This is a genomic window from Arthrobacter sp. TmtSoilC77, assembly GCF_059739415.1.
On sequence record NZ_AP046050.1, the window covers coordinates 3,438,155 to 3,457,831 of the forward strand.

Here is a 19,677-nt window from a genome sequence, read left to right on the forward strand (position 1 = left end):
TGTCCCGCACCAATGGTACGGGACACACCCTTTGCTCCAGCGCCGACGATCCGGCTATGTGGAAAAGCCCTCGCTAGACGGCCTTGGCTGACTCGATGGCGGTGAGAACGCGGTCGGTGACTTCGTCGATGCCGCCGATTCCGTCCACCTGCGTCAGGATCCCGCGCTCGGCATACTTGGCAACAACGGCCTCAGTCTGCTCGTGGTAGAGGTCCAGCCGGTGACGGATGACGGCCTCATTGTCGTCAGAGCGCCCGGTTTCCTTCGCACGGCCCAGCAGGCGGGACACCAGTTCTTCGTCGTCGGCAGTCAGCTGGAGCACGACGTCGAGCTCCTGCTCGCCTTCAGCGAGGATCTGGTCCAGGTAGTCGACCTGCGCGGTGGTGCGCGGGTAACCGTCCAAAAGGAAGCCGTTCTCGACGTCGCTCTGGCTCAGGCGGTCACGAACCATGTTGTTCGTGACGCTGTCCGGAACGAAGTCCCCTGCGTCCATGTATTTCTTGGCTTCAATGCCCAAGGGGGTTTCGCCCTTAACGTTGGCACGGAAGATGTCGCCGGTGGAGATGGCGACTACGCCGAGGCGCTCGGAAATCCGCTCAGCCTGCGTACCCTTACCCGAACCGGGAGGTCCAATGATCAGCATTCTCGTCATCGCAAAAGCCCTTCGTAGTGACGTTGTTGTAGCTGCGCATCAATCTGCTTAACGGTTTCCAGGCCGACACCCACCATGATCAGGATTGACGTGCCACCAAACGGGAAGTTCTGGTTGGCGTTGATCAGGACGAGTGCAACCAGCGGAATCAACGCCACGAAGCCCAGATAGAAGGCTCCAGGCAGGGTGATCCTGGAAAGCACGTACTGCAGGTAGTCCGCGGTCGGTTTACCCGCCCGGATGCCCGGAATGAACCCGCCGTACTTCTTCATGTTGTCCGACACTTCTTCAGGGTTGAAGGTGATGGCCACATAGAAGTAGGTGAAGAACACGATCATGGCGAAGTACAGCGCCATGTAGATGGGGTGGTCGCCGCGGGTGAGGTTGTTGTTGATCCACTCAACCCATGGCGCCAGCTGCTCCCCTGGCTTCGGCTGGTTGAACTGCGCAATCAGGCCTGGCAGGTACAGCATGGAGGAAGCGAAGATGACGGGCACGACGCCGGCCATGTTCACCTTGATGGGGATGTAGGTGCTGGTGCCACCCACGGTGCGGCGTCCGATCATGCGCTTGGCATATTGGACCGGAACCCGCCGCTGGGACTGTTCCACGAAGACCACCAATGCCACCGTGAGCAGACCCACAGCCAGGACGGTGAAGAACGTTCCCGGCCCCTTGGAGGTCCAGATGGAACCCAATGATCCAGGGAAGCCTGCAGCGATGGAAGTGAAAATGAGCAGCGACATACCGTTACCCACACCCTTTTCCGTGACGAGCTCGCCCATCCACATGATGAGGCCGGTACCGGCCGTCAGCGTGATGATGATGAGGATGGTGGTAATGATGCTCTCATCAGGAATGATCGGGAGGTTACAGCCCGGAAGCAGCTGGCCGGAACGGGCCAAGGACACCAGGGTGGTGGCGTTCAAGAGGCCAAGCGCGATGGTGAGGTACCGGGTGTACTGGGTCAACTTCGATTGGCCTGAAGAGCCCTCTTCGTAGAGCTGCTGGAACCGGGGAATGACCACCCGGAGCAGCTGCACGATGATGCTCGCCGTGATGTAGGGCATGATGCCCAGGGCAAAGATCGAGACCTGCAGCAACGCGCCGCCGCTGAACAGGTTAACCAGCTGGTAGATGCCCTGCGAGGTGTCACCGGTGTTCAAGCATTGCTGGACATTCTGGTAGTTCACACCAGGCGAGGGGATGAAAGCTCCCAAGCGGAAGATTGTGATGATTCCCAGCGTGAACAACAACTTGCGTCGCAAATCAGGCGTCCGAAACGCCCGGCCGAATGCGCTTAGCAAGCGTCCTCCTGAGTAGAAAGTACAAGGATGTGGATGGGCTCAATGAAACCCAACAACCGAGTCTAGCTGCTTGTGACGCCGTCGTAATAATCGAGAGTCCACTTTCACGCAAAAAATCCCGGCATACGGGGCCGAAGCCCCGCATACCGGGATCTTTTTTACAACGGGCATCAGCCCCACTGGCTCTTAGAGAGCAGTGGTGCTTCCACCTGCTGCAGCAATCTTTTCAGCAGCGCTGGAAGAGAAAGCGTGGGCGGTGACGTCAACCTTGACGGTGATGTCGCCGGTGCCCAGGACCTTGACGGGCTGGTTCTTGCGAACGGCACCCTTCTCAACCAGGGACTCAACGGTGACAGCGCCACCTTCCGGGAACAGCTCGTTGAGCTTGTCCAGGTTCACAACCTGGAACTCAACCCGGAACGGGTTCTTGAAGCCGCGCAGCTTCGGCAGGCGCATGTGCAGCGGCAGCTGGCCGCCGGCAAAGCCAGCCTTTACCTGGTAGCGGGCCTTCGTACCCTTGGTACCGCGACCAGCGGTCTTACCCTTGGAGCCTTCACCACGACCAACACGGGTCTTGGTGGTCTTGGCACCCGGGGCGGGACGCAGGTGGTGGACCTTCAGAGCGTTCTGCTTCTCAGCAGCCTCTGCAGCGGTCTTGTTCTCGGCCATTACTTCGCCTCCTCTACATTCACGAGGTGCGGAACCGTGTTGAGCATTCCAACGGTCACGGCGTCGGCGTCACGGACAACAGTGTGTCCGATGCGCTTCAGGCCGAGAGACCGGAGGGTAGCCTTCTGGTTCTGCTTGGCGCCGATGACGCCCTTGATCTGGGTGATCTCCAACTTGGCGTCGGAGGGAGTCAGGTTCTTAGCCATGACTAAACACCTGCCTTCTGGTTCTGGAGCGCGCGCACCAGAGCAGCAGGAGCAACCTCGTCCAGCGGCAGGCCACGGCGGGCAGCCACCGAAGCGGGCTCTTCGAGCTGCTTCAGTGCGTCAACGGTCGCGTGAACGATGTTGATCGCGTTGGAGGAACCGAGCGACTTGGAGAGGATGTCGTGGATACCCACGCACTCCAGTACCGCGCGGACCGGACCACCGGCGATAACACCGGTACCGGCGGAAGCCGGACGCAGCAGGACAACGCCTGCAGCAGCCTCACCCTGCACACGGTGCGGGATGGTGTTGCCAACGCGGGGAACGCGGAAGAAGGACTTCTTGGCCTCTTCGACGCCCTTTGCGATAGCAGCGGGAACTTCCTTGGCCTTGCCGTAGCCGACGCCAACCATGCCGTTGCCGTCACCGACGACGACGAGTGCGGTGAAGCTGAAGCGACGACCACCCTTGACGACCTTGGCAACGCGGTTGATGGTTACAACGCGCTCTACGAACTGGCTCTTCTCGGCTTCGCGACCGCCGTCGCGGCCACCACGGCCACCACGGTCGCCGCGGCCCTGGCCACGCTCGCCGCGCTCGCCACGACGTCCGCCGCGGCGGTCGTCGGTAGCGGGTGCGGTCTCAGTTGCTTCAGCAGCTACAGCTTCAGTCACCTGAATGTCCTTTTCGTTATTTTCAACGGTCACAGTGCCAGCCCACCTTCGCGAGCACCGTCAGCGACGGCGGCGATGCGGCCGTGGTACTTGTTACCGCCACGGTCGAAGACAACAGCTTCGACGCCTGCAGCCTTGGCACGCTCGGCAACGAGCTCACCCACGCGCTTGGCCTTGGCAGTCTTGTCTCCGTCGAGTGCGCGAAGGTCAGCTTCCAGGGTGGAAGCGTAAGCCACGGTTACACCCTTGCTGTCATCGACAACCTGGACGAAGATGTGGCGGGCCGAACGGTTGACGACCAGACGAGGACGTACAGCCGTGCCGGTGATGCGCTTGCGGATACGAAGCTGGCGACGGCTGCGTGCAGCAGACTTGCTCTTGTTCGTACGCTTCTTGTTAATTGCGATGGCCATGGTTTACTTACCAGCCTTTCCGACCTTGCGGCGGATGACTTCGCCGGCGTAACGGACACCCTTGCCCTTGTAGGGGTCAGGCTTGCGCAGCTTGCGAATGTTGGCAGCAACCTCGCCGACCTGCTGCTTGTTGATACCCGCAACAGAGAGCTTGGTCGGACCCTCTACTACGAAGGTGATGCCTTCGGGTGCCGAGACATTAACCGGGTGGCTGAAGCCAAGAGCGAACTCCAGGTCAGAACCCTTTGCCTGAACGCGGTAACCAGTACCAACGATTTCAAGCTTCTTCTCGTAGCCCTCGGTAACGCCCTGGATCATGTTGGCGATCAGGGTGCGGGTCAGGCCGTGCAGCGAACGCGAGTTGCGCTCGTCGTTCGGGCGGGTGACCGTGAGAGTGTTCTCTTCCAGGGAAACCTCGATCGGGCTGGCTACAGTGTGGCTCAGCTCTCCCTTGGAACCCTTGACGCTGATGACGGAGCCATCGAGCTTGACCTCAACTCCGGCAGGAACGGTGATGGGGAGACGTCCAATACGTGACATTATTCTCTTCCTTTCCCGTTACCAGACGTACGCGAGGACTTCGCCGCCCACGCCCTTCTTGCCGGCCTGCTTGTCAGTCAGGAGGCCGGAAGAGGTGGACAGGATAGCGATACCCAGGCCACCCAGCACGTGAGGCAGGTTGGTGGACTTCGCGTATACGCGGAGGCCGGGCTTGGAGATGCGGCGGACGCCAGCGATGGAACGCTCGCGGTTCGGACCGAACTTCAGGTCGATGGTCAGCTTCTTGCCAACCTCGGCGTCTTCTTCCTTCCAGCCGGCAATGTAGCCTTCTGCCTTCAGGATGTCAGCAACGCGTGCCTTCAGCTTGCTGTACGGCATGGTCACGGTGTCGTGGTATGCCGAGTTTGCATTGCGCAGACGCGTGAGCATGTCTGCGACAGGATCTGTCATAGTCATTTGGGCTATAGCCCTTCCTCATAACGGTTTCCGCAGCGCCCGCTCTTGCGAGCTACGCTGCCGGACCTGTTACGTAGTTAGTTTTCGGTCTTGAACGGGAAACCAAGCGCCTTGAGCAGCGCGCGGCCTTCGTCGTCGGTCTTGGCAGTGGTGACGACCGTGATGTCCATACCGCGAACGCGGTCGATGGAGTCCTGGTCGATTTCGTGGAACATAACCTGCTCGGTCAGACCGAAGGTGTAGTTGCCGTTGCCATCGAACTGCTTGCCGTTGAGGCCGCGGAAGTCACGGATACGCGGCAGAGCCAGCGAAACCAGACGGTCCACGAATTCCCACATGCGGTCTCCACGCAGAGTTGCGTGTGCACCGATCGGCATGCCTTCGCGCAGCTTGAACTGTGCGATCGACTTGCGGGCCTTGGTTACCTGCGGCTTCTGGCCGGTGATCAGGGTGAGGTCGCGGACAGCGCCGTCGATCAGCTTGGAGTCCTTGGCGGCATCTCCAACACCCATGTTCACAACAACCTTCACCAGGCGGGGAACCTGGTTCACGTTCGCGTAGCTGAACTCGTCCTGCAGGGACTTCTTGATGGTCTCTGCATACTTCGTCTTCAGACGAGGAACGATCTTCGTTTCGACGGTGGTCTCAGACAGTGTCTCACTCATCAGATGTCCTTCCCGGTGGCCTTGGACACGCGGATCCGGACGGTCTTGGTAGCGCCATCCTTCTCAACGGTGTCGAGACGGAAACCAACACGGGTCGGCTTCTTGGTCGACGGGTCAACCAGAGCAACGTTGGAAACGTGGATCGGGGCCTCAACAACCTCGATGCCACCGGTCTTGGTGCCGCGCTGCGACTGACCGACCTTGGTGTGCTTGGTGACGCGGTTGATTCCCTCTACCAGCACGCGGTTGGTGTCCGGGAATACGCGCAGGACCTTGCCCTGCTTGCCGCGGTCGCCGCCACGTTCCTGCTTGGCGCCGGTGATGACCTGAACGAGGTCACCCTTTTTGATCTTAGCCATGGACTAAAGCACCTCCGGGGCCAGCGAAACGATCTTCATGAACTTCTTGTCGCGAAGTTCACGACCAACCGGGCCGAAGATACGGGTACCGCGGGGGTCACCGTCGTTCTTCAGGATCACAGCTGCGTTTTCGTCAAACTTGATGTAGGAACCATCCGCACGGCGGCGTTCCTTCTTGGTACGGACGATGACCGCCTTGACGACGTCGCCCTTCTTTACGTTTCCGCCGGGAATAGCGTCCTTGACGGTAGCGACGATGACGTCGCCAATGCCTGCGTAGCGACGACCGGATCCACCGAGAACGCGAATGGTAAGGATTTCCTTAGCACCCGTGTTGTCGGCGACCTTGAGTCGCGACTCCTGCTGAATCAATTTTTACTCCTTGCGTCGCGCCGGTTCTCAGACCGAAATCATGCATACGGAATGAGCCTTGCGGAACGGTTGATCGGGGTGTCTCTTGACCTGCCTGGATTTTGCCAGAACAGGCCTAAACGCCCGTGCCACGAGCATCAGCTTCCCTTGCAGAAAACTCTGCGCGGGGCAGTATGCAGCGGCACGATTGTTTACGAGGTAGTCGATGACGCACAAATGGCGCCATACAAACTCAATATCCTAGCATGTTTCGCTGGTCTTTCCGAAACGTGCCGGGAACGCGGAAGGGCCCGCGTTCCATGCAGAACGCGGACCCTTCCAGCGAATCCAAACCGGGCAAGCCCGGCGTCGGATTTACTTGGCCTTTTCGAGGATCTCCACCAGGCGCCACCGCTTGGTAGCGGACAGCGGGCGGGTCTCAGAGATGAGAACGAGGTCGCCGATGCCGGCGGTGTTCTCTTCGTCGTGAGCCTTGACCTTCGAAGTGCGGCGAATAACCTTGCCGTACAGAGCGTGCTTCACGCGGTCTTCAACCTGAACAACGATGGTCTTTTCCATCTTGTCAGAGACAACGTAGCCGCGACGCGTCTTACGGTAACCGCGCTGTTCAGCGCTGGCTGCTGCTTCCGTCACAGTTTCCTTCTCGCTCACTTGGCGTCCTCTCCAGCTTCAGCTTCGGCAGTTTCAGCCTTGGCAGCCTTCTTGGACTTCTTTTCTTCCTTGGCTTCCACAACCGGTGCGGCAACCTCGGCACGAATGCCCAGCTCGCGCTCACGCAGAACGGTGTAGATGCGTGCGATGTCCTTCTTTACCGCGCGCAGGCGACCGTGGTTCTCCAGCTGACCGGTGGCGGACTGGAAACGCAGGTTGAACAGCTCTTCCTTGGACTTGCGGAGTTCTTCAACGAGACGCTCGTTGTCGAAACCGTCCAGCTGTGCGGGTGCGAGATCCTTCGACCCTACTGCCATTTCTATTCACCACCTTCGCGACGCACAATGCGTGCCTTCAACGGGAGCTTGTGGATTGCCAGGCGCAGGGCCTCGCGAGCTACCTCTTCATTGACACCGGAGAGTTCAAAGAGAACCCGGCCCGGCTTGACGTTTGCGACCCACCATTCCGGAGAACCCTTACCGGAACCCATACGGGTTTCAGCAGGCTTCTTCGTCAGCGGACGGTCCGGGTAGATGTTGATCCAGACCTTACCGCCACGCTTGATGTGGCGGGTCATCGCAATACGGGCGGACTCGATCTGACGGTTCGTCACGTATGCCGGGCTCAGGGCCTGGATACCGTACTCACCGAAGCTGACCTTGGTGCCACCCGTTGCGGCGCCGGAACGACCCGGGTGGTGCTGCTTACGGTGCTTGACTCGACGTGGGATAAGCATTTAAGCCTCTCCTCCTTCTGCTGCAGGAGCAGCAGCTTCAGCGGCCGGTGCTTCAACGGCAGCGGGTGCTGCCTCAGCTGCCGGACGGTCGTTACGACGACGGCGGTCGCCACCCGGGCGGCCCGGACGGTCTCCTGCGCGGCCACGGGACGGAGCAGCAGCTGCCTGCTGAGCCAGTTCCTTGGCGGTTACGTCACCCTTGTAGATCCAAACCTTCACACCAATGCGGCCGAAGGTGGTCTTGGCTTCGTAGAAGCCGTAGTCGATGTTCGCGCGGAGGGTGTGCAGGGGCACACGGCCTTCGCGGTAGAACTCCGAGCGGGACATTTCTGCGCCACCCAGACGACCCGAGCAAGCAACACGGATACCCTTGGCACCCGCACGCTGTGCGGACTGCATGGCCTTCTTCATCGCACGGCGGAAAGCCACGCGGGAAGTCAGCTGCTCAGCGATGCCCTGGGCAACAAGCTGTGCTTCCATCTCGGGGTTCTTGACCTCGAGGATGTTCAGCTGAACCTGCTTGCCAGTGAGCTTTTCGAGCTCGCCGCGGATGCGGTCTGCCTCGGCGCCACGGCGACCGATGACGATACCCGGGCGTGCCGTGTGGATGTCCACGCGGACACGGTCACGGGTGCGCTCGATCTCAACCTTGGCGATGCCGGCGCGCTCCATGCCCGTGGACATGAGCTGACGGATCTTGATGTCCTCGCGGACGAAGTCCTTGTAGCGCTGTCCGGCCTTGTTGCTGTCAGCAAACCAGTGCGAAACGTGGTCGGTGGTGATGCCGAGTCGGAACCCGTGCGGGTTTACTTTCTGTCCCACTTAGCGAGCCTCCTCTTTCTCCGGGGTTGCGACGACCACGGTGATGTGGCTGGTCCGCTTCCTAATGCGGTAGGCGCGGCCTTGGGCACGCGGCTGGAACCGCTTCATGGTCGGGCCTTCATCAACGAATGCTTCGCTGATGAACAGGTCGCTGTCGTCGAATGCAACGCCGTCACGGTCCGCGAGGACACGTGCGTTGGCCATTGCCGACTGAAGTACCTTGAATACCGGCTCCGAAGCTGCCTGGGGGGCAAACTTCAGAATTGCCAGAGCCTCATTCGCTTGCTTACCACGAACAAGGTTGACGACGCGCCGGGCCTTCATAGGCGTTACGCGGATGTGACGCGCAATAGCCTTGGCTTCCATTGCTTTCCTTCTCTCGTCTAAGACGTAAAGTCAGGCGCCTAGCGGCGCTTGCCCTTACGGTCGTCCTTAACATGGCCGCGGAATGTCCGCGTGGGAGCGAATTCGCCGAGCTTGTGCCCGACCATCGACTCAGTGACAAACACCGGGATGTGCTTGCGTCCGTCGTGTACGGCGATCGTGTGCCCGAGCATGTCGGGGATGATCATCGAACGGCGGGACCAGGTCTTGATGACGTTCTTGGTGCCCTTATCGTTTTCCCGTGCGACCTTCACAAAGAGGTGCTGGTCAACGAAAGGACCTTTTTTCAGGCTGCGTGGCATGTGTCCAGGCTCCTATCGCTTGTTCTTGCCAGTACGGCGGCGACGAACAATAAGCTTGTCGCTCTCTTTGTTCGGACGGCGGGTACGGCCCTCGGGCTTGCCGTTCGGGTTAACCGGGTGACGTCCACCGGAAGTCTTACCTTCACCACCACCGTGCGGGTGGTCAACCGGGTTCATGGCTACACCACGGACGGTCGGGCGAACGCCCTTCCAGCGCATACGGCCGGCCTTGCCCCAGTTGATGTTCGACTGCTCGGCGTTGCCGACCTCGCCGACGGTTGCGCGGCAGCGCACGTCAACGTTGCGGATTTCACCGGAGGGCAGACGCAGCTGGGCGAAACGGCCTTCCTTGGCAACGAGCTGTACCGAAGCACCTGCGGAACGTGCCATCTTGGCGCCGCCACCCGGACGCAGTTCAACTGCGTGGATTACGGTACCAACCGGGATGTTGCGCAGCGGCAGGTTGTTGCCCGGCTTGATGTCAGCGTCGGGACCAGCCTCGACGAAGTCACCCTGGGACAGCTTGTTGGGAGCGATGATGTAACGCTTGGTGCCATCAACGTAGTGCAGGAGTGCGATGCGAGCCGTGCGGTTCGGGTCGTACTCGATTTCGGCAACGCGGGCGTTGATGCCGTCCTTGTCGTGACGACGGAAGTCGATTAGACGGTACTGGCGCTTGTGCCCACCACCCTTGTGACGGGTGGTGATCTTACCGGAGTTGTTACGGCCGCCAGTCTTGTGCAGCGGACGCAGCAACGACTTTTCCGGAGTCGATCGCGTGATTTCAGCAAAGTCGGCTACGCTCGAGCCACGACGGCCCGGGGTAGTCGGCTTGTATTTACGGATTCCCATAATTTATTTCCTCGTTAAAGTGGTCTCCGCTACGCGAGCGGACCGCCGAAGATGTCGATTGTGCCTTCTTTGAGGGTGACAATTGCACGCTTGGTGCTCTTGCGCTGTCCCCAGCCGAATTTGGTGCGCTTGCGCTTACCGGCACGGTTGATGGTGTTGATCGAGTCAACTTTGACCGAGAAGATCTTCTCTACGGCCAATTTGATCTCGGTCTTGTTCGAGCGAGGGTCCACCAGGAAGGTGTACTTGCCTTCGTCGATCAGACCGTAGCTCTTTTCCGATACGACGGGTGCAAGCACGACGTCGCGCGGGTCCTTGATGGTGGTTACGCTCACTTGGAGGCCTCCTCGTTCTTGGCCTTGTCAGCGACGAACGCCTCGAAAGCAGCCTTGGTGAAGACCACGTCGTCGGAGATGAGAACGTCGTAGGTGTTCAGCTGGTCTGCGTACAGAACGTGAACATCTGCGAGGTTGCGCACGGAGAGTGCAGCGACGTCGTTGGCGCGCTCGATGACAACGAGCAGGTTCTTGCGCTCGGAGACTGCACGCAGCGAAGCCAGTGCTTCCTTGGCGGACGGCTTGGTGCCGGCAACCAGTTCAGCGATGACGTGGATGCGACCGTTGCGGGCGCGGTCAGACAGGGCGCCGCGGAGAGCAGCAGCCTTCATCTTCTTGGGGGTGCGCTGGCTGTAGTCACGAGGGGTCGGACCGTGGACAACGCCACCGCCGGTCATGTGAGGAGCACGGATGGAACCCTGACGGGCGCGGCCGGTGCCCTTCTGCTTGAACGGCTTGCGACCTGCACCGGAAACCTCGGCGCGGGTCTTCGTCTTGTGGGTACCCTGACGGGCAGCAGCGAGCTGTGCGACGACGACCTGGTGCAGCAGCGGCACGTTGGTCTGGACGTCGAAGATCTCTGCAGGCAGGTCTACCTTGACAGTGCTAGTCATCTAACTAGGCTCCCTTCACGGCGGTGCGTACGAGTACGACCTGGCCGCGGGCACCGGGGACGGCACCCTTGATAAGGAGCAGCGACTTCTCAACGTCAACAGCGTGAACCGTGAGGTTCAGCGTCGTGTGACGCTCGGCGCCCATGCGGCCGGCCATTTTCAGGCCCTTGAAGACGCGGCTCGGGGTGGATGCGCCACCGATGGAGCCAGGCTTACGGTGGTTCTTGTGGGCACCGTGGGAAGCGCCAACGCCGTGGAAGCCGTGACGCTTCATAACACCGGCAAAGCCCTTACCCTTGGAGGTTCCAACGACGTCGATCTTCTGGCCGGCTTCGAAGATCTCGACAGAGAGCTCCTGGCCCAGCTCGTAGGATGCGGCGTCTGCGGTACGCAGTTCGACAACGTGGCGGCGAGGAGTTACGCCTGCCTTTTCAAAGTGACCAGCCAGCGGCTTGGTGACCTTGCGGGGGTCGATCTGGCCGTAGCCGATCTGGACGGCGACGTAGCCATCTACCTCTGCGTTGCGCAGCTGGGTGATGACGTTGGAGTCAGCCTGGACGACAGTTACCGGGATGAGCTTGTTGTTCTCGTCCCAGACCTGGGTCATGCCGAGCTTCGTGCCCAGCAGGCCCTTTACGTTACGGGTTGCGGTCATAGTCTCTCAGCACCTCCCTAGAGCTTGATTTCGATGTTCACGTCTGCAGGCAGGTCGAGACGCATAAGCGAGTCAACAGCCTTCGGCGTGGGGTCGATGATGTCGATCAGACGCTTGTGAGTACGCATTTCGAAGTGCTCACGGCTGTCCTTGTACTTGTGCGGAGAGCGGATAACGCAGTACACGTTCTTCTCCGTCGGAAGCGGCACCGGGCCGACTACCGTTGCGCCTGCGCGCGTGACCGTCTCAACGATCTTCCGCGCTGAAACATCAATGACCTCGTGGTCATATGACTTCAGCCGGATGCGGATTTTTTGTCCCGCCATGTCGCCTGACTCTCTTTCAGCTAGTGCTGCTCTAGTTAGGGCTGCTCTGTTTACTTACCTGTTGGCGTGGCCGCCGAAGCGTTTGAGGTTTTACCACCACACGCCGCACAAGCTGAATCCGGATCATTCCGGGTTCCTCAACCTGCCGGCGCACCGACCCCCGCGGTCGGGCGTGTCGCGATTTTCACGCAAACTCGACCGCATTCCATGGGGTTCAGGGTTATGTTTGGGCTTCAGCCTGGACCCTGACACCCGGCATTATCCGGATCGGGACACGAAGAAGCGCTTGAACAACTCATCCAGTATGCCGGAAATAAAGGCCAAAGGCCAATCGGGGCCCGGGCGGGCATTGCCACAGCAGCCACCCGATAGGGATGATAGTGGAATGACCGCCCAGGATATGGGTTCCGTGGAAGATCTGGCCGCGCGCCTACGTCCCGGGTTCACGCTGGGGGTCGCGGCCGCCGCCTTCCAGATTGAAGGTTCCGTAACCGCTGATGGGCGGGGACCTTCGGGCTGGGATGCGTTCGCGCAGAAGCCGGGAGCAATCGTCGACGCCGACTCGCCCACCATAGCCTGCGATCACTACAACCGCGCCGACGAAGATATCAGCCTGATGCAGGAACTCGGTATCGATTCGTACCGTTTCTCCCTTTCCTGGCCCAGGATCCAACCCGGCGGCACGGGCACAATCAACCAGCGTGGGCTGGACTTCTACGATCGCCTGATCGACAAACTCCTTGCTGCCGGCATTTCCCCCATGGTCACCCTGTTCCACTGGGATACTCCTCTGGAACTTGAACACTCCGGCGGCTGGATCAATCGGGATACAGCGGAACGCTTTGCCGTCCATTGCAGCGCTGCAGCGGATCGCTTCGGGGACCGCGTGGAGCACTGGGTCACTATGAACGAACCAGTTTCCGTCACGCTCCAGGGCTATGCTTTGGGCGTCCACGCGCCCGGCCGCCAGTTGTTGTTCGACGCCTTGCCGGCCGCCCACCATCAACTGCTGGGCCATGGGTTGGCAGTGCGCGCCCTGCGTGACGCCGGAGTGAAGGGGCAGATCGGCATCTCCAACATGCACTCCCCCGTCCGCCCAGCGAGCAACAGCCTCTCGGACCGTTTGATGGCCCAGTCCTTCGATCTGCTCCTCAACCGCATCTATGCTGACGCGGTCCTGCTGGGGCAGTACCCCCGGCCACCCTTGCCCATGAAACCTTGGTTCCGGTCGCTGGGAACCATCAGGGATGGTGACCTTGAACTGATCAGCCAGCCACTGGACTTCTATGGGCTCAACTACTACTACCCGGTCAAGGTTGCTGCGGGGCGGGGGCCGGCGGAGATCCCCACGGGCACGGCTGTCGAAATGACGAAAGTGCCATTTCACCTGGCCGCCTACCAGGAGTACGAAACGACTGGATTCGGCTGGCCGGTGGCGCCGGAGCATTTGGCAGTACTGCTCCGCGAGATGAAGGACCGCTACGGCGACGCCCTTCCACCGGTCTACATCACCGAAGGAGGGGCCAGTTTCCCCGAGCCTTCGCACGTGGATGGGCCTATACAGGACCATAACCGGATCAGTTACCTGGCGGAGCACATTGGCCACGCACTGACAGCTACGGGACCCGGCGGGATCGCCGAGGACGTCGAACTCCGCGGTTACTACGTGTGGACGCTACTGGACAATTTTGAGTGGGCGGCAGGGTACTCGCAACGCTTCGGTTTGGTGCACGTGGACTTCGACACCTTGGAGCGCACACCCAAAGACTCGTTTTACTGGTACCGGGCACTGGGCCGTGCACGCCATCGGGAACACTAGCCCACGTGGGTTAACTCCCGATTGGGCTACTTGTTCTTGTTGGCGCGGTTGATGCGCTTGGCCCGCTCAATTTCATTGCGGAAGTACTTGCGACCCCACAGCACTCCGCCGCCGATCACCGCGATGATGGCAAGGAAAATCAGGAATTCCATGGTGCTCCTCTCATTGGGTTCAACGTTAGCGGATTCCATCCCGGCTGGATGCAGGTGAGGGTTCCGGTGTTGGATTGTTTCCGTCGGTTGCAGGCGGTTTTCGGTTCAGCCTCCATACCGCCAGGACGATGAGGGCCAAGGCGACGAGTGCCAGCATGGCGAATGCGTAACTGCGCAGCGCCCACATGATGCTGGCCGCCACACCAGCAGCGCCCCACCACACGAACATTCGCTCAGCCAGGAGGAGTCCGGCCACCAGAAGCACCACATGAGCTACGAGGACGTATATCTGCTGGGACGATGTTCCCACGAAACTTGTCCCCACGGCTGTCAAGGACAGCAGCCCTGCTGTGAGGGCAAGCCGCAATTGTCCCTCTGGGCGCTGGAAGCCCATGTAGCGCACCCCTGCCATAACCGCGCCCGCGACAACGTACCCTTGCGCGGCCCAGAACCAGTCAGGTGAGCCGCCATCCACAAAAAGCAGGGCCCGTTGGAACCCCGCAAGGGTTGCCAGTGCAGTGATTTCTCCGGCCAGCCGCTTGCCGTTCGGGACCTCGATGACCACCAACACTCCGGAAACCAGGATCAGGGCCGCACCCACCAGCGAGGTCTGGTCCCGTGCCAGGCCGGCGGCCGCAGCTGCGCCAAGCCCCGTGATCGAAGTTATCACCAGGGCGTTCCGCCGCCAGGGTTGTGAGGTGATGGAGGGTCCGCCCAGTCGTCGGACCACATACATGGCCGCCCCGGTTCCCATTGCGCCTATCAGCCATGGAAGGAAGGAGTCCCAGGCAGTCGGTTCGCGGCCACCCAGCAAACCGTCGACGGCGGTCACGGCACCAACCAGCGCGGCGGGCGCGGCCGCGGCATAGAGGGAAGGCATGCCCTCAAAGTGCGACGCAGCGAACAGCACCGACGCCAGAACCAGGACGGCAAAACCGCTCAGCGACAGGGACGTGGTCAGAGCCAACAAGCCGCCCGCCGTGGTGAAGGTGAGTGCCGAAATCAACCACAGCAATCGTTCGGCCACAGCGGCGGGTGAACCGTCGCCGGTCCTGACAGTCCCCGCGTTCACGGGCGGGAAAACTGCCCTGGCAACCACGGCAGCCACAGCCAGCGCAAGCAGTACCCAGGGCACTTGATACTTATCCAGCAACGGCTGATACAACCACGTGTCGGATGGGAAGCCCAGGGAGGGTCCAGCGGCAATCACTCCTGCCGTGACTGCAGCGATCCCAAAGTACTGCGCTCCCCGGGCACCAAAGGTGCGCCACGCGATCGCGGCCGTTACCGGAACGAATGCCAACTCCACGAGGAGCACCCAACGGCCACCGCCGTCGTAATCTGCTGAGAGGAAGTAGGCAAGTGGGAGAAATAGCTGTGCACTTGGAACGGCCCAAACCATTGCCCTCTGGAACGGGTCATCGGTGTGTCGCCCCTGGAGGAAGGACTGCAGAAGGAACTGCACCGGCAACTGCAGGATAAGGATCAGCGCGACGGTGACAGATGTAGCCGCAGCCGACTCCGTGAAGTCCGCCACCACCAGTGTGACCAAGGTTCCGGAGAGGATGCGCACAGCCAACAGGTAGCCACCGCGGGCGAGGCGTTGAGTGGTCACAGCAACCATGAAGCCGCTATATGCCGTAAAGATGCCCAGCAGGAGTTCCAGATCCCTGACATTTCCAAGCCGGAGGGCGAGCAGCAGAACCATTGCCGCAGGAGCGAACAACCATCCCGGTTTGTGCGCTCGAAGACCGGTACTCACGGCCACGGCCGCCAGTGCCGTCAGCGTGGCAGCGGCACCTGGTTGCCAGCCCCCGCGACCCCCCGGAACCCCATCCATGGTGAGGAACATACTGCACAGGACCATGGCGACAAGCACCACTCCAGCATCAATAATGGCCGGGCGCGGGAACTTCGCAACATAACCCGCACGCAGAGGCAGCATCAGCTGCAGGGCGAGAACGACTGTGACAGTCAGGCCGACGCCAACCTCTTCACCGGCAATCCGGAATCCGGCATCCTTCGCTGTGTCGTAGTAGGCCGAGGCAGCCAACAGGGTTCCTGCAGCGCGCGCCAACCACCAGTAGCTTTGCCTATGCAAGGAAGCGGGCAGGCGGAGGGCTGTGGCGCAGAAGTAGGTAACAGCCGCCAGGAGAACAACGTTACCCAGAGTCCGCGACACAGCAACCACAGCCACGATGCCTGCCACCGTAGCGGCGGTCGGAGCAAGGAACTCCCCCATGGTCGGACGCCAGGTCAGCACGCCACCATCACCTCCGGGGCCGGAACCACTGCTGCCCCTACCCTGGGGGAACGCGAACCAGCCGGACACCAAACCTGCGGCAACCACCACCCCCACAGCAACCGCCACAGTGGGCCGCCCGGGTGCGGCATCGAAAAGAGGCAAAGCAAGAAGTCCTGCCATCGCTGCACCTCCGAACCCCGCCGTAGACGCCTGCCCTCCCACGGTTCGAACACCGTTACCCTCAAGCAAGGCACTCACCAGCTGCTGTACAGCACACGCCGCCACGAAAACGAATAACGTGTAGGCAGACCTGTCCGGATGGTCGGTGAAGACGCCCGCAGCCGACGCCGTTACAGCCAGCGTCAAGGCGACCCGCCCGGCCAGGACGTAGACATGTCGAAGTGGCCCTGGCCTGATGGCTCCCAGAAGGAACCAATAGAGGCCGGCGACAGCGAGCAGAACGGTCACAGGCCACGCGCCCAGCAATCCAACGAACGGTATTGCAACAACAAGTACGGCGGCCGGTGCCAACTCTGCCCCCTGGCCCAGCTTCCACCCCACCACCATGGAGGTCGATATCGCGATGAAGAGCGGCAGGAAATCCGGCAGCTGGAAGTTTCCCACGCCAAGCATGACCATTAGCACAACCGAGGCAACAATTTGCAGCCCTAGGCACCAGACGGCGTCGTACCACCACGTGCGTGGAACCAGGCGCTTTCCGCCGAATGCGACTCCCACCGATTGGAGTCCCAGGCAGATGATTCCTGCCAGCAGTACGTGGCTTGAGTCCGCAGATACATCCCACACAAGACCCAACACAGCCAAGATGGAGGCGGCGCGGGCGCAATAGAAGTTGAGCAAACGGTGCTGGCCTGACCTCACAAGCAGCATCACCGCAAAGTACAGCGTGCACAGCCCCATGACCATGGGGTACTCCCCCTTGGCCAGGAAGCTGGGCGTCATGGTTACCGCGAGCCCCACGAACGGCACTACAAACGGATGCAGCAGCACCAAAGGACGCATATAAAGCGGAGGGATCCAACGGGGGTGAACCAGTGCAGCCAGCGTGAAGAGAATGGCAACGCCAATCAGCGCCGTAAAGTACCAGACAAGGGCCCCGCCAAGCACTGATACTCCGGACCACGCCGTGGAAACCACGAAGGTAAGTGACAGCAACGCCAGCACCTTGTTATCGAGGCGCAGAGCAGCGTAAACGTAGGCAGCAGTTCCCAGCAATGAAGTGATCAGCCATGCCAACGGGCCGTCATGGAGGGCAAAGTTGTACATGGCCAAACCTGTAACCGGGACCAGGGCCAGCCCTGTCCCCGTAAAGGCCATGGCTGCCGGGCGAAGCCGCGGCACCCTTCGCTGGATGATGAGTCCTGAAGCATAGAACAAGATAGTGATCGCCCAAATAGCCACAAACCGAAACACCCCAGGAAGACTGGTTCCAACAAACAGGGCGCCGGCGGCAACAAGCAACAGACTCGCGACGTACAGGGTGATGTTGATGTTTTGGCGGTCGCGTCTCTCCCTTCTCGCCGCTACCGTTTCCGGGCTCTCACGCGGGGGAAGCGTCGGCTGGAATTGCCGCTGTTGTGGCGTAGGAACAAAACTTCGCTGGGGCACAGGCCCGCGACTGTGGGACGGTTGAATCCCGGGCTGCGCCGCGATTCCCACGCTCTGCTGAACGGCAGGAGGCAGGATCACGGGCTGGAACGGCGTCGGCTGCAGTATTGCAGGCGGTTGCTGTACTCTCCCCGGTGTCTGTATTGTCCCTGGCTGCTGTACTGTCGCCGGTTGCTGCGATGCCGCCGGCTGCTGCCGCACTGCGGGCCGCCGGCTTTGCCCCCGCGCGTCCTCCCAACCTGCCAGATGGCCGGCGAGATACCCCGCACGGTAAGTGGCGGCGTCGTCGGCTCTGACAGTCGGCGTCGAACGGGCGGCCTCCCGTCGGCCCCGCACCAAACCCAGCGCATAACCAATGACACCAATAACGGCCAAAAGCAGCAGTACAAGGCCCGTCGTCAAGAATCCCAGCATGGAAGCTCCTACGGTGAAGCCGGGCGCAAGGCCTGCACGGCATTAATCCAATCGATAGATTAATCATAGCAAAGAAGAACCCCACCGCATAAGCGGTGGGGTTCTTCTTTGGCTAGCTACCGACCAGGCCGGAAGTTTGCCGATCTACAAGTAGAAACTACTTGATGATCTTGGTAACACGTCCCGAACCAACGGTGCGGCCGCCTTCGCGGATAGCGAAGCCGAGGCCCTCTTCCATAGCGATCGGCTGGATGAGCTCAACGGTCATCTCAGTGTTGTCGCCAGGCATAACCATTTCCGTGCCTTCCGGCAGGGTGATAACGCCGGTTACGTCCGTGGTACGGAAGTAGAACTGCGGGCGGTAGTTCGAGTAGAACGGGTTGTGACGTCCGCCTTCGTCCTTGGAAAGGATGTAGACGTTGGCCTCGAAGTCGGTGTGCGGGGTGATGGAACCCGGTTTGACGACAACCTGGCCACGCTCGACGTCGTCGCGCTTGAGACCGCGGAGCAGGAGGCCACAGTTCTCGCCGGCCCATGCTTCGTCGAGCTGCTTGTGGAACATCTCGATACCGGTAACCGTGGTCTTCTGGACCGGGCGGATACCGACGATCTCGACCTCGGAGTTGATGGCGAGGGTTCCACGCTCGGCGCGGCCCGTAACAACGGTGCCACGACCGGTGATGGTGAAGACGTCTTCGATCGGCATCAGGAACGGCTTGTCGCGGTCACGTACGGGGTCCGGAACGGACTCGTCGACAGCTGCCATCAGGTCCTGGACGGACTTGACCCAAACCGGGTCGCCTTCCAGAGCCTTCAGACCGGAAACGCGAACAACCGGAGCTTCATCGCCATCGAAGCCCTGCGAGCTGAGGAGCTCACGAACTTCCATTTCGACGAGGTCGAGGAGTTCTTCGTCATCAACCATGTCCGACTTGTTCAGTGCGACCAGCAGGTAGGGAACACCAACCTGGCGGGCGAGCAGAACGTGCTCACGGGTCTGGGCCATCGGACCATCGGTTGCGGCAACCACGAGGATTGCGCCGTCCATCTGGGCAGCACCGGTGATCATGTTCTTGATGTAGTCAGCGTGACCGGGGGCGTCAACGTGTGCGTAGTGACGCTTCTCGGTCTGGTACTCCACGTGGGAGATGTTGATGGTAATACCGCGCTGGCGCTCTTCCGGAGCAGAGTCGATGGACGCGAAGTCGCGCTGCTCGTTGATGTCCGGGTACTGGTCGTACAGCACCTTGGAAATGGCGGCAGTCAGCGTCGTCTTACCGTGGTCAACGTGACCAATGGTGCCGATGTTGACGTGCGGCTTAGTCCGCTCGAACTTTGCCTTTGCCACAGGTTCCTCCTAGAACGATTTCAAGTGAAGTGCTCCTCGGCCGCGCTTTTCGCGGCAGAAACTTTAGCAAGTCTACTTGGGGGCTTGGTTTTGGTGAAATTGCAGATTCAGGAACCAAT

26 protein-coding genes are annotated in these 19,677 nt (G+C 60.7%); 1 reads left to right on the forward strand and 25 read right to left on the reverse strand.

Annotated elements, in window-relative coordinates; genetic code table 11:
• Positions 1–73: 73 nt before the first annotated feature.
• The 22 genes from AC6I99_RS15825 to rpsJ all read right to left on the reverse strand — a co-directional run bounded on the left by AC6I99_RS15825 (position 74) and on the right by rpsJ (position 11,951).
• Positions 74–643 carry an adenylate kinase gene (locus AC6I99_RS15825; protein ID WP_224091119.1) on the reverse strand — a complete coding sequence of 190 codons (570 nt, stop codon included), beginning with the start codon at positions 641–643 and terminating at the stop codon, positions 74–76.
• A 5-nt stretch (positions 644–648) separates the two neighbouring features.
• On the reverse strand, positions 649–1,959 hold the full coding sequence (gene secY, locus AC6I99_RS15830) for a preprotein translocase subunit SecY (protein WP_497944682.1): 1,311 nt from the start codon (positions 1,957–1,959) through the stop codon (positions 649–651).
• Between the two features lie 186 nt (positions 1,960–2,145).
• Complete coding sequence (gene rplO, locus AC6I99_RS15835; RefSeq protein ID WP_224164997.1) at positions 2,146–2,628, reverse strand: 50S ribosomal protein L15; 483 nt, start codon at positions 2,626–2,628, stop codon at positions 2,146–2,148.
• The gene (rpmD, locus tag AC6I99_RS15840; protein ID WP_216925092.1) at positions 2,628–2,834 is read right to left on the reverse strand and encodes a 50S ribosomal protein L30; all 207 of its coding nucleotides are present in this window, start codon (positions 2,832–2,834) and stop codon (positions 2,628–2,630) included. The genes rplO and rpmD overlap by 1 nt, the downstream gene beginning before the upstream one ends.
• A gap of 2 nt (positions 2,835–2,836) precedes the next feature.
• Positions 2,837–3,508 (reverse strand): 30S ribosomal protein S5, encoded by a 672-nt coding sequence (gene rpsE / locus AC6I99_RS15845; protein ID WP_216925200.1) that lies wholly within the window; start codon positions 3,506–3,508, stop codon positions 2,837–2,839.
• A gap of 29 nt (positions 3,509–3,537) precedes the next feature.
• The gene (gene rplR, locus AC6I99_RS15850) at positions 3,538–3,921 is read right to left on the reverse strand and encodes a 50S ribosomal protein L18 (RefSeq protein ID WP_223933973.1); all 384 of its coding nucleotides are present in this window, start codon (positions 3,919–3,921) and stop codon (positions 3,538–3,540) included.
• A gap of 3 nt (positions 3,922–3,924) precedes the next feature.
• Positions 3,925–4,461, reverse strand: a complete 537-nt coding sequence (gene rplF, locus AC6I99_RS15855; RefSeq protein WP_144659422.1) for a 50S ribosomal protein L6 — start codon at positions 4,459–4,461, stop codon at positions 3,925–3,927.
• A gap of 18 nt (positions 4,462–4,479) precedes the next feature.
• A complete protein-coding gene (rpsH, locus tag AC6I99_RS15860) occupies positions 4,480–4,878 on the reverse strand; it encodes a 30S ribosomal protein S8 (RefSeq protein WP_216925090.1) in 399 nt (132 codons plus the stop codon).
• A 77-nt stretch (positions 4,879–4,955) separates the two neighbouring features.
• Entirely contained in the window at positions 4,956–5,543 is a 588-nt protein-coding gene (gene rplE, locus AC6I99_RS15865) for a 50S ribosomal protein L5 (protein WP_223933975.1), read from the reverse strand.
• Complete coding sequence (gene rplX, locus AC6I99_RS15870) at positions 5,543–5,902, reverse strand: 50S ribosomal protein L24 (protein ID WP_062073171.1); 360 nt, start codon at positions 5,900–5,902, stop codon at positions 5,543–5,545. The genes rplE and rplX overlap by 1 nt, the downstream gene beginning before the upstream one ends.
• A gap of 3 nt (positions 5,903–5,905) precedes the next feature.
• A complete protein-coding gene (rplN, locus tag AC6I99_RS15875) occupies positions 5,906–6,274 on the reverse strand; it encodes a 50S ribosomal protein L14 (protein ID WP_003803789.1) in 369 nt (122 codons plus the stop codon).
• Between the two features lie 354 nt (positions 6,275–6,628).
• On the reverse strand, positions 6,629–6,925 hold the full coding sequence (gene rpsQ / locus AC6I99_RS15880) for a 30S ribosomal protein S17 (RefSeq protein ID WP_142938371.1): 297 nt from the start codon (positions 6,923–6,925) through the stop codon (positions 6,629–6,631).
• A complete protein-coding gene (rpmC, locus tag AC6I99_RS15885; protein WP_275959788.1) occupies positions 6,922–7,242 on the reverse strand; it encodes a 50S ribosomal protein L29 in 321 nt (106 codons plus the stop codon). Before rpmC ends, rpsQ begins: the two co-directional genes overlap by 4 nt.
• Before the next feature lie 2 nt (positions 7,243–7,244).
• Positions 7,245–7,661, reverse strand: coding sequence for a 50S ribosomal protein L16 (gene rplP / locus AC6I99_RS15890; RefSeq protein ID WP_003803795.1), 417 nt, complete (start codon positions 7,659–7,661; stop codon positions 7,245–7,247).
• Complete coding sequence (rpsC, locus tag AC6I99_RS15895) at positions 7,662–8,483, reverse strand: 30S ribosomal protein S3 (protein ID WP_224088313.1); 822 nt, start codon at positions 8,481–8,483, stop codon at positions 7,662–7,664.
• Positions 8,484–8,849 (reverse strand): 50S ribosomal protein L22, encoded by a 366-nt coding sequence (gene rplV, locus AC6I99_RS15900; RefSeq protein ID WP_090817766.1) that lies wholly within the window; start codon positions 8,847–8,849, stop codon positions 8,484–8,486.
• A gap of 38 nt (positions 8,850–8,887) precedes the next feature.
• Positions 8,888–9,169 (reverse strand): 30S ribosomal protein S19, encoded by a 282-nt coding sequence (gene rpsS / locus AC6I99_RS15905; protein WP_011775591.1) that lies wholly within the window; start codon positions 9,167–9,169, stop codon positions 8,888–8,890.
• Between the two features lie 12 nt (positions 9,170–9,181).
• Entirely contained in the window at positions 9,182–10,021 is an 840-nt protein-coding gene (rplB, locus tag AC6I99_RS15910) for a 50S ribosomal protein L2 (RefSeq protein ID WP_011775592.1), read from the reverse strand.
• A 29-nt stretch (positions 10,022–10,050) separates the two neighbouring features.
• Positions 10,051–10,356, reverse strand: coding sequence for a 50S ribosomal protein L23 (gene rplW / locus AC6I99_RS15915; RefSeq protein WP_011775593.1), 306 nt, complete (start codon positions 10,354–10,356; stop codon positions 10,051–10,053).
• Entirely contained in the window at positions 10,353–10,970 is a 618-nt protein-coding gene (rplD, locus tag AC6I99_RS15920) for a 50S ribosomal protein L4 (protein WP_223933977.1), read from the reverse strand. Before rplD ends, rplW begins: the two co-directional genes overlap by 4 nt.
• Positions 10,971–10,974: 4 nt before the next feature.
• Positions 10,975–11,625: a 50S ribosomal protein L3 gene (gene rplC / locus AC6I99_RS15925; RefSeq protein ID WP_026539807.1), complete on the reverse strand. Its 651-nt coding sequence runs from the start codon at positions 11,623–11,625 to the stop codon at positions 10,975–10,977.
• Between the two features lie 17 nt (positions 11,626–11,642).
• Entirely contained in the window at positions 11,643–11,951 is a 309-nt protein-coding gene (gene rpsJ / locus AC6I99_RS15930; RefSeq protein WP_003803825.1) for a 30S ribosomal protein S10, read from the reverse strand.
• Positions 11,952–12,336: 385 nt separating this feature from the next.
• On the opposite strand from rpsJ, the gene AC6I99_RS15935 reads away from it, so the two are divergent.
• The gene (locus AC6I99_RS15935; RefSeq protein WP_497961257.1) at positions 12,337–13,770 is read left to right on the forward strand and encodes a GH1 family beta-glucosidase; all 1,434 of its coding nucleotides are present in this window, start codon (positions 12,337–12,339) and stop codon (positions 13,768–13,770) included.
• Positions 13,771–13,796: 26 nt separating this feature from the next.
• Here AC6I99_RS15935 and AC6I99_RS15940 read toward each other — a convergent pair whose 3' ends face one another.
• The 3 genes from AC6I99_RS15940 to tuf all read right to left on the reverse strand — a co-directional run bounded on the left by AC6I99_RS15940 (position 13,797) and on the right by tuf (position 19,558).
• Entirely contained in the window at positions 13,797–13,922 is a 126-nt protein-coding gene (locus AC6I99_RS15940; protein WP_263422265.1) for a hypothetical protein, read from the reverse strand.
• A 25-nt stretch (positions 13,923–13,947) separates the two neighbouring features.
• Positions 13,948–18,210, reverse strand: coding sequence for a hypothetical protein (locus tag AC6I99_RS15945; RefSeq protein ID WP_224088316.1), 4,263 nt, complete (start codon positions 18,208–18,210; stop codon positions 13,948–13,950).
• Positions 18,211–18,367: 157 nt separating this feature from the next.
• Entirely contained in the window at positions 18,368–19,558 is a 1,191-nt protein-coding gene (gene tuf / locus AC6I99_RS15950; protein ID WP_224088318.1) for an elongation factor Tu, read from the reverse strand.
• Positions 19,559–19,677 lie beyond the last annotated feature (119 nt).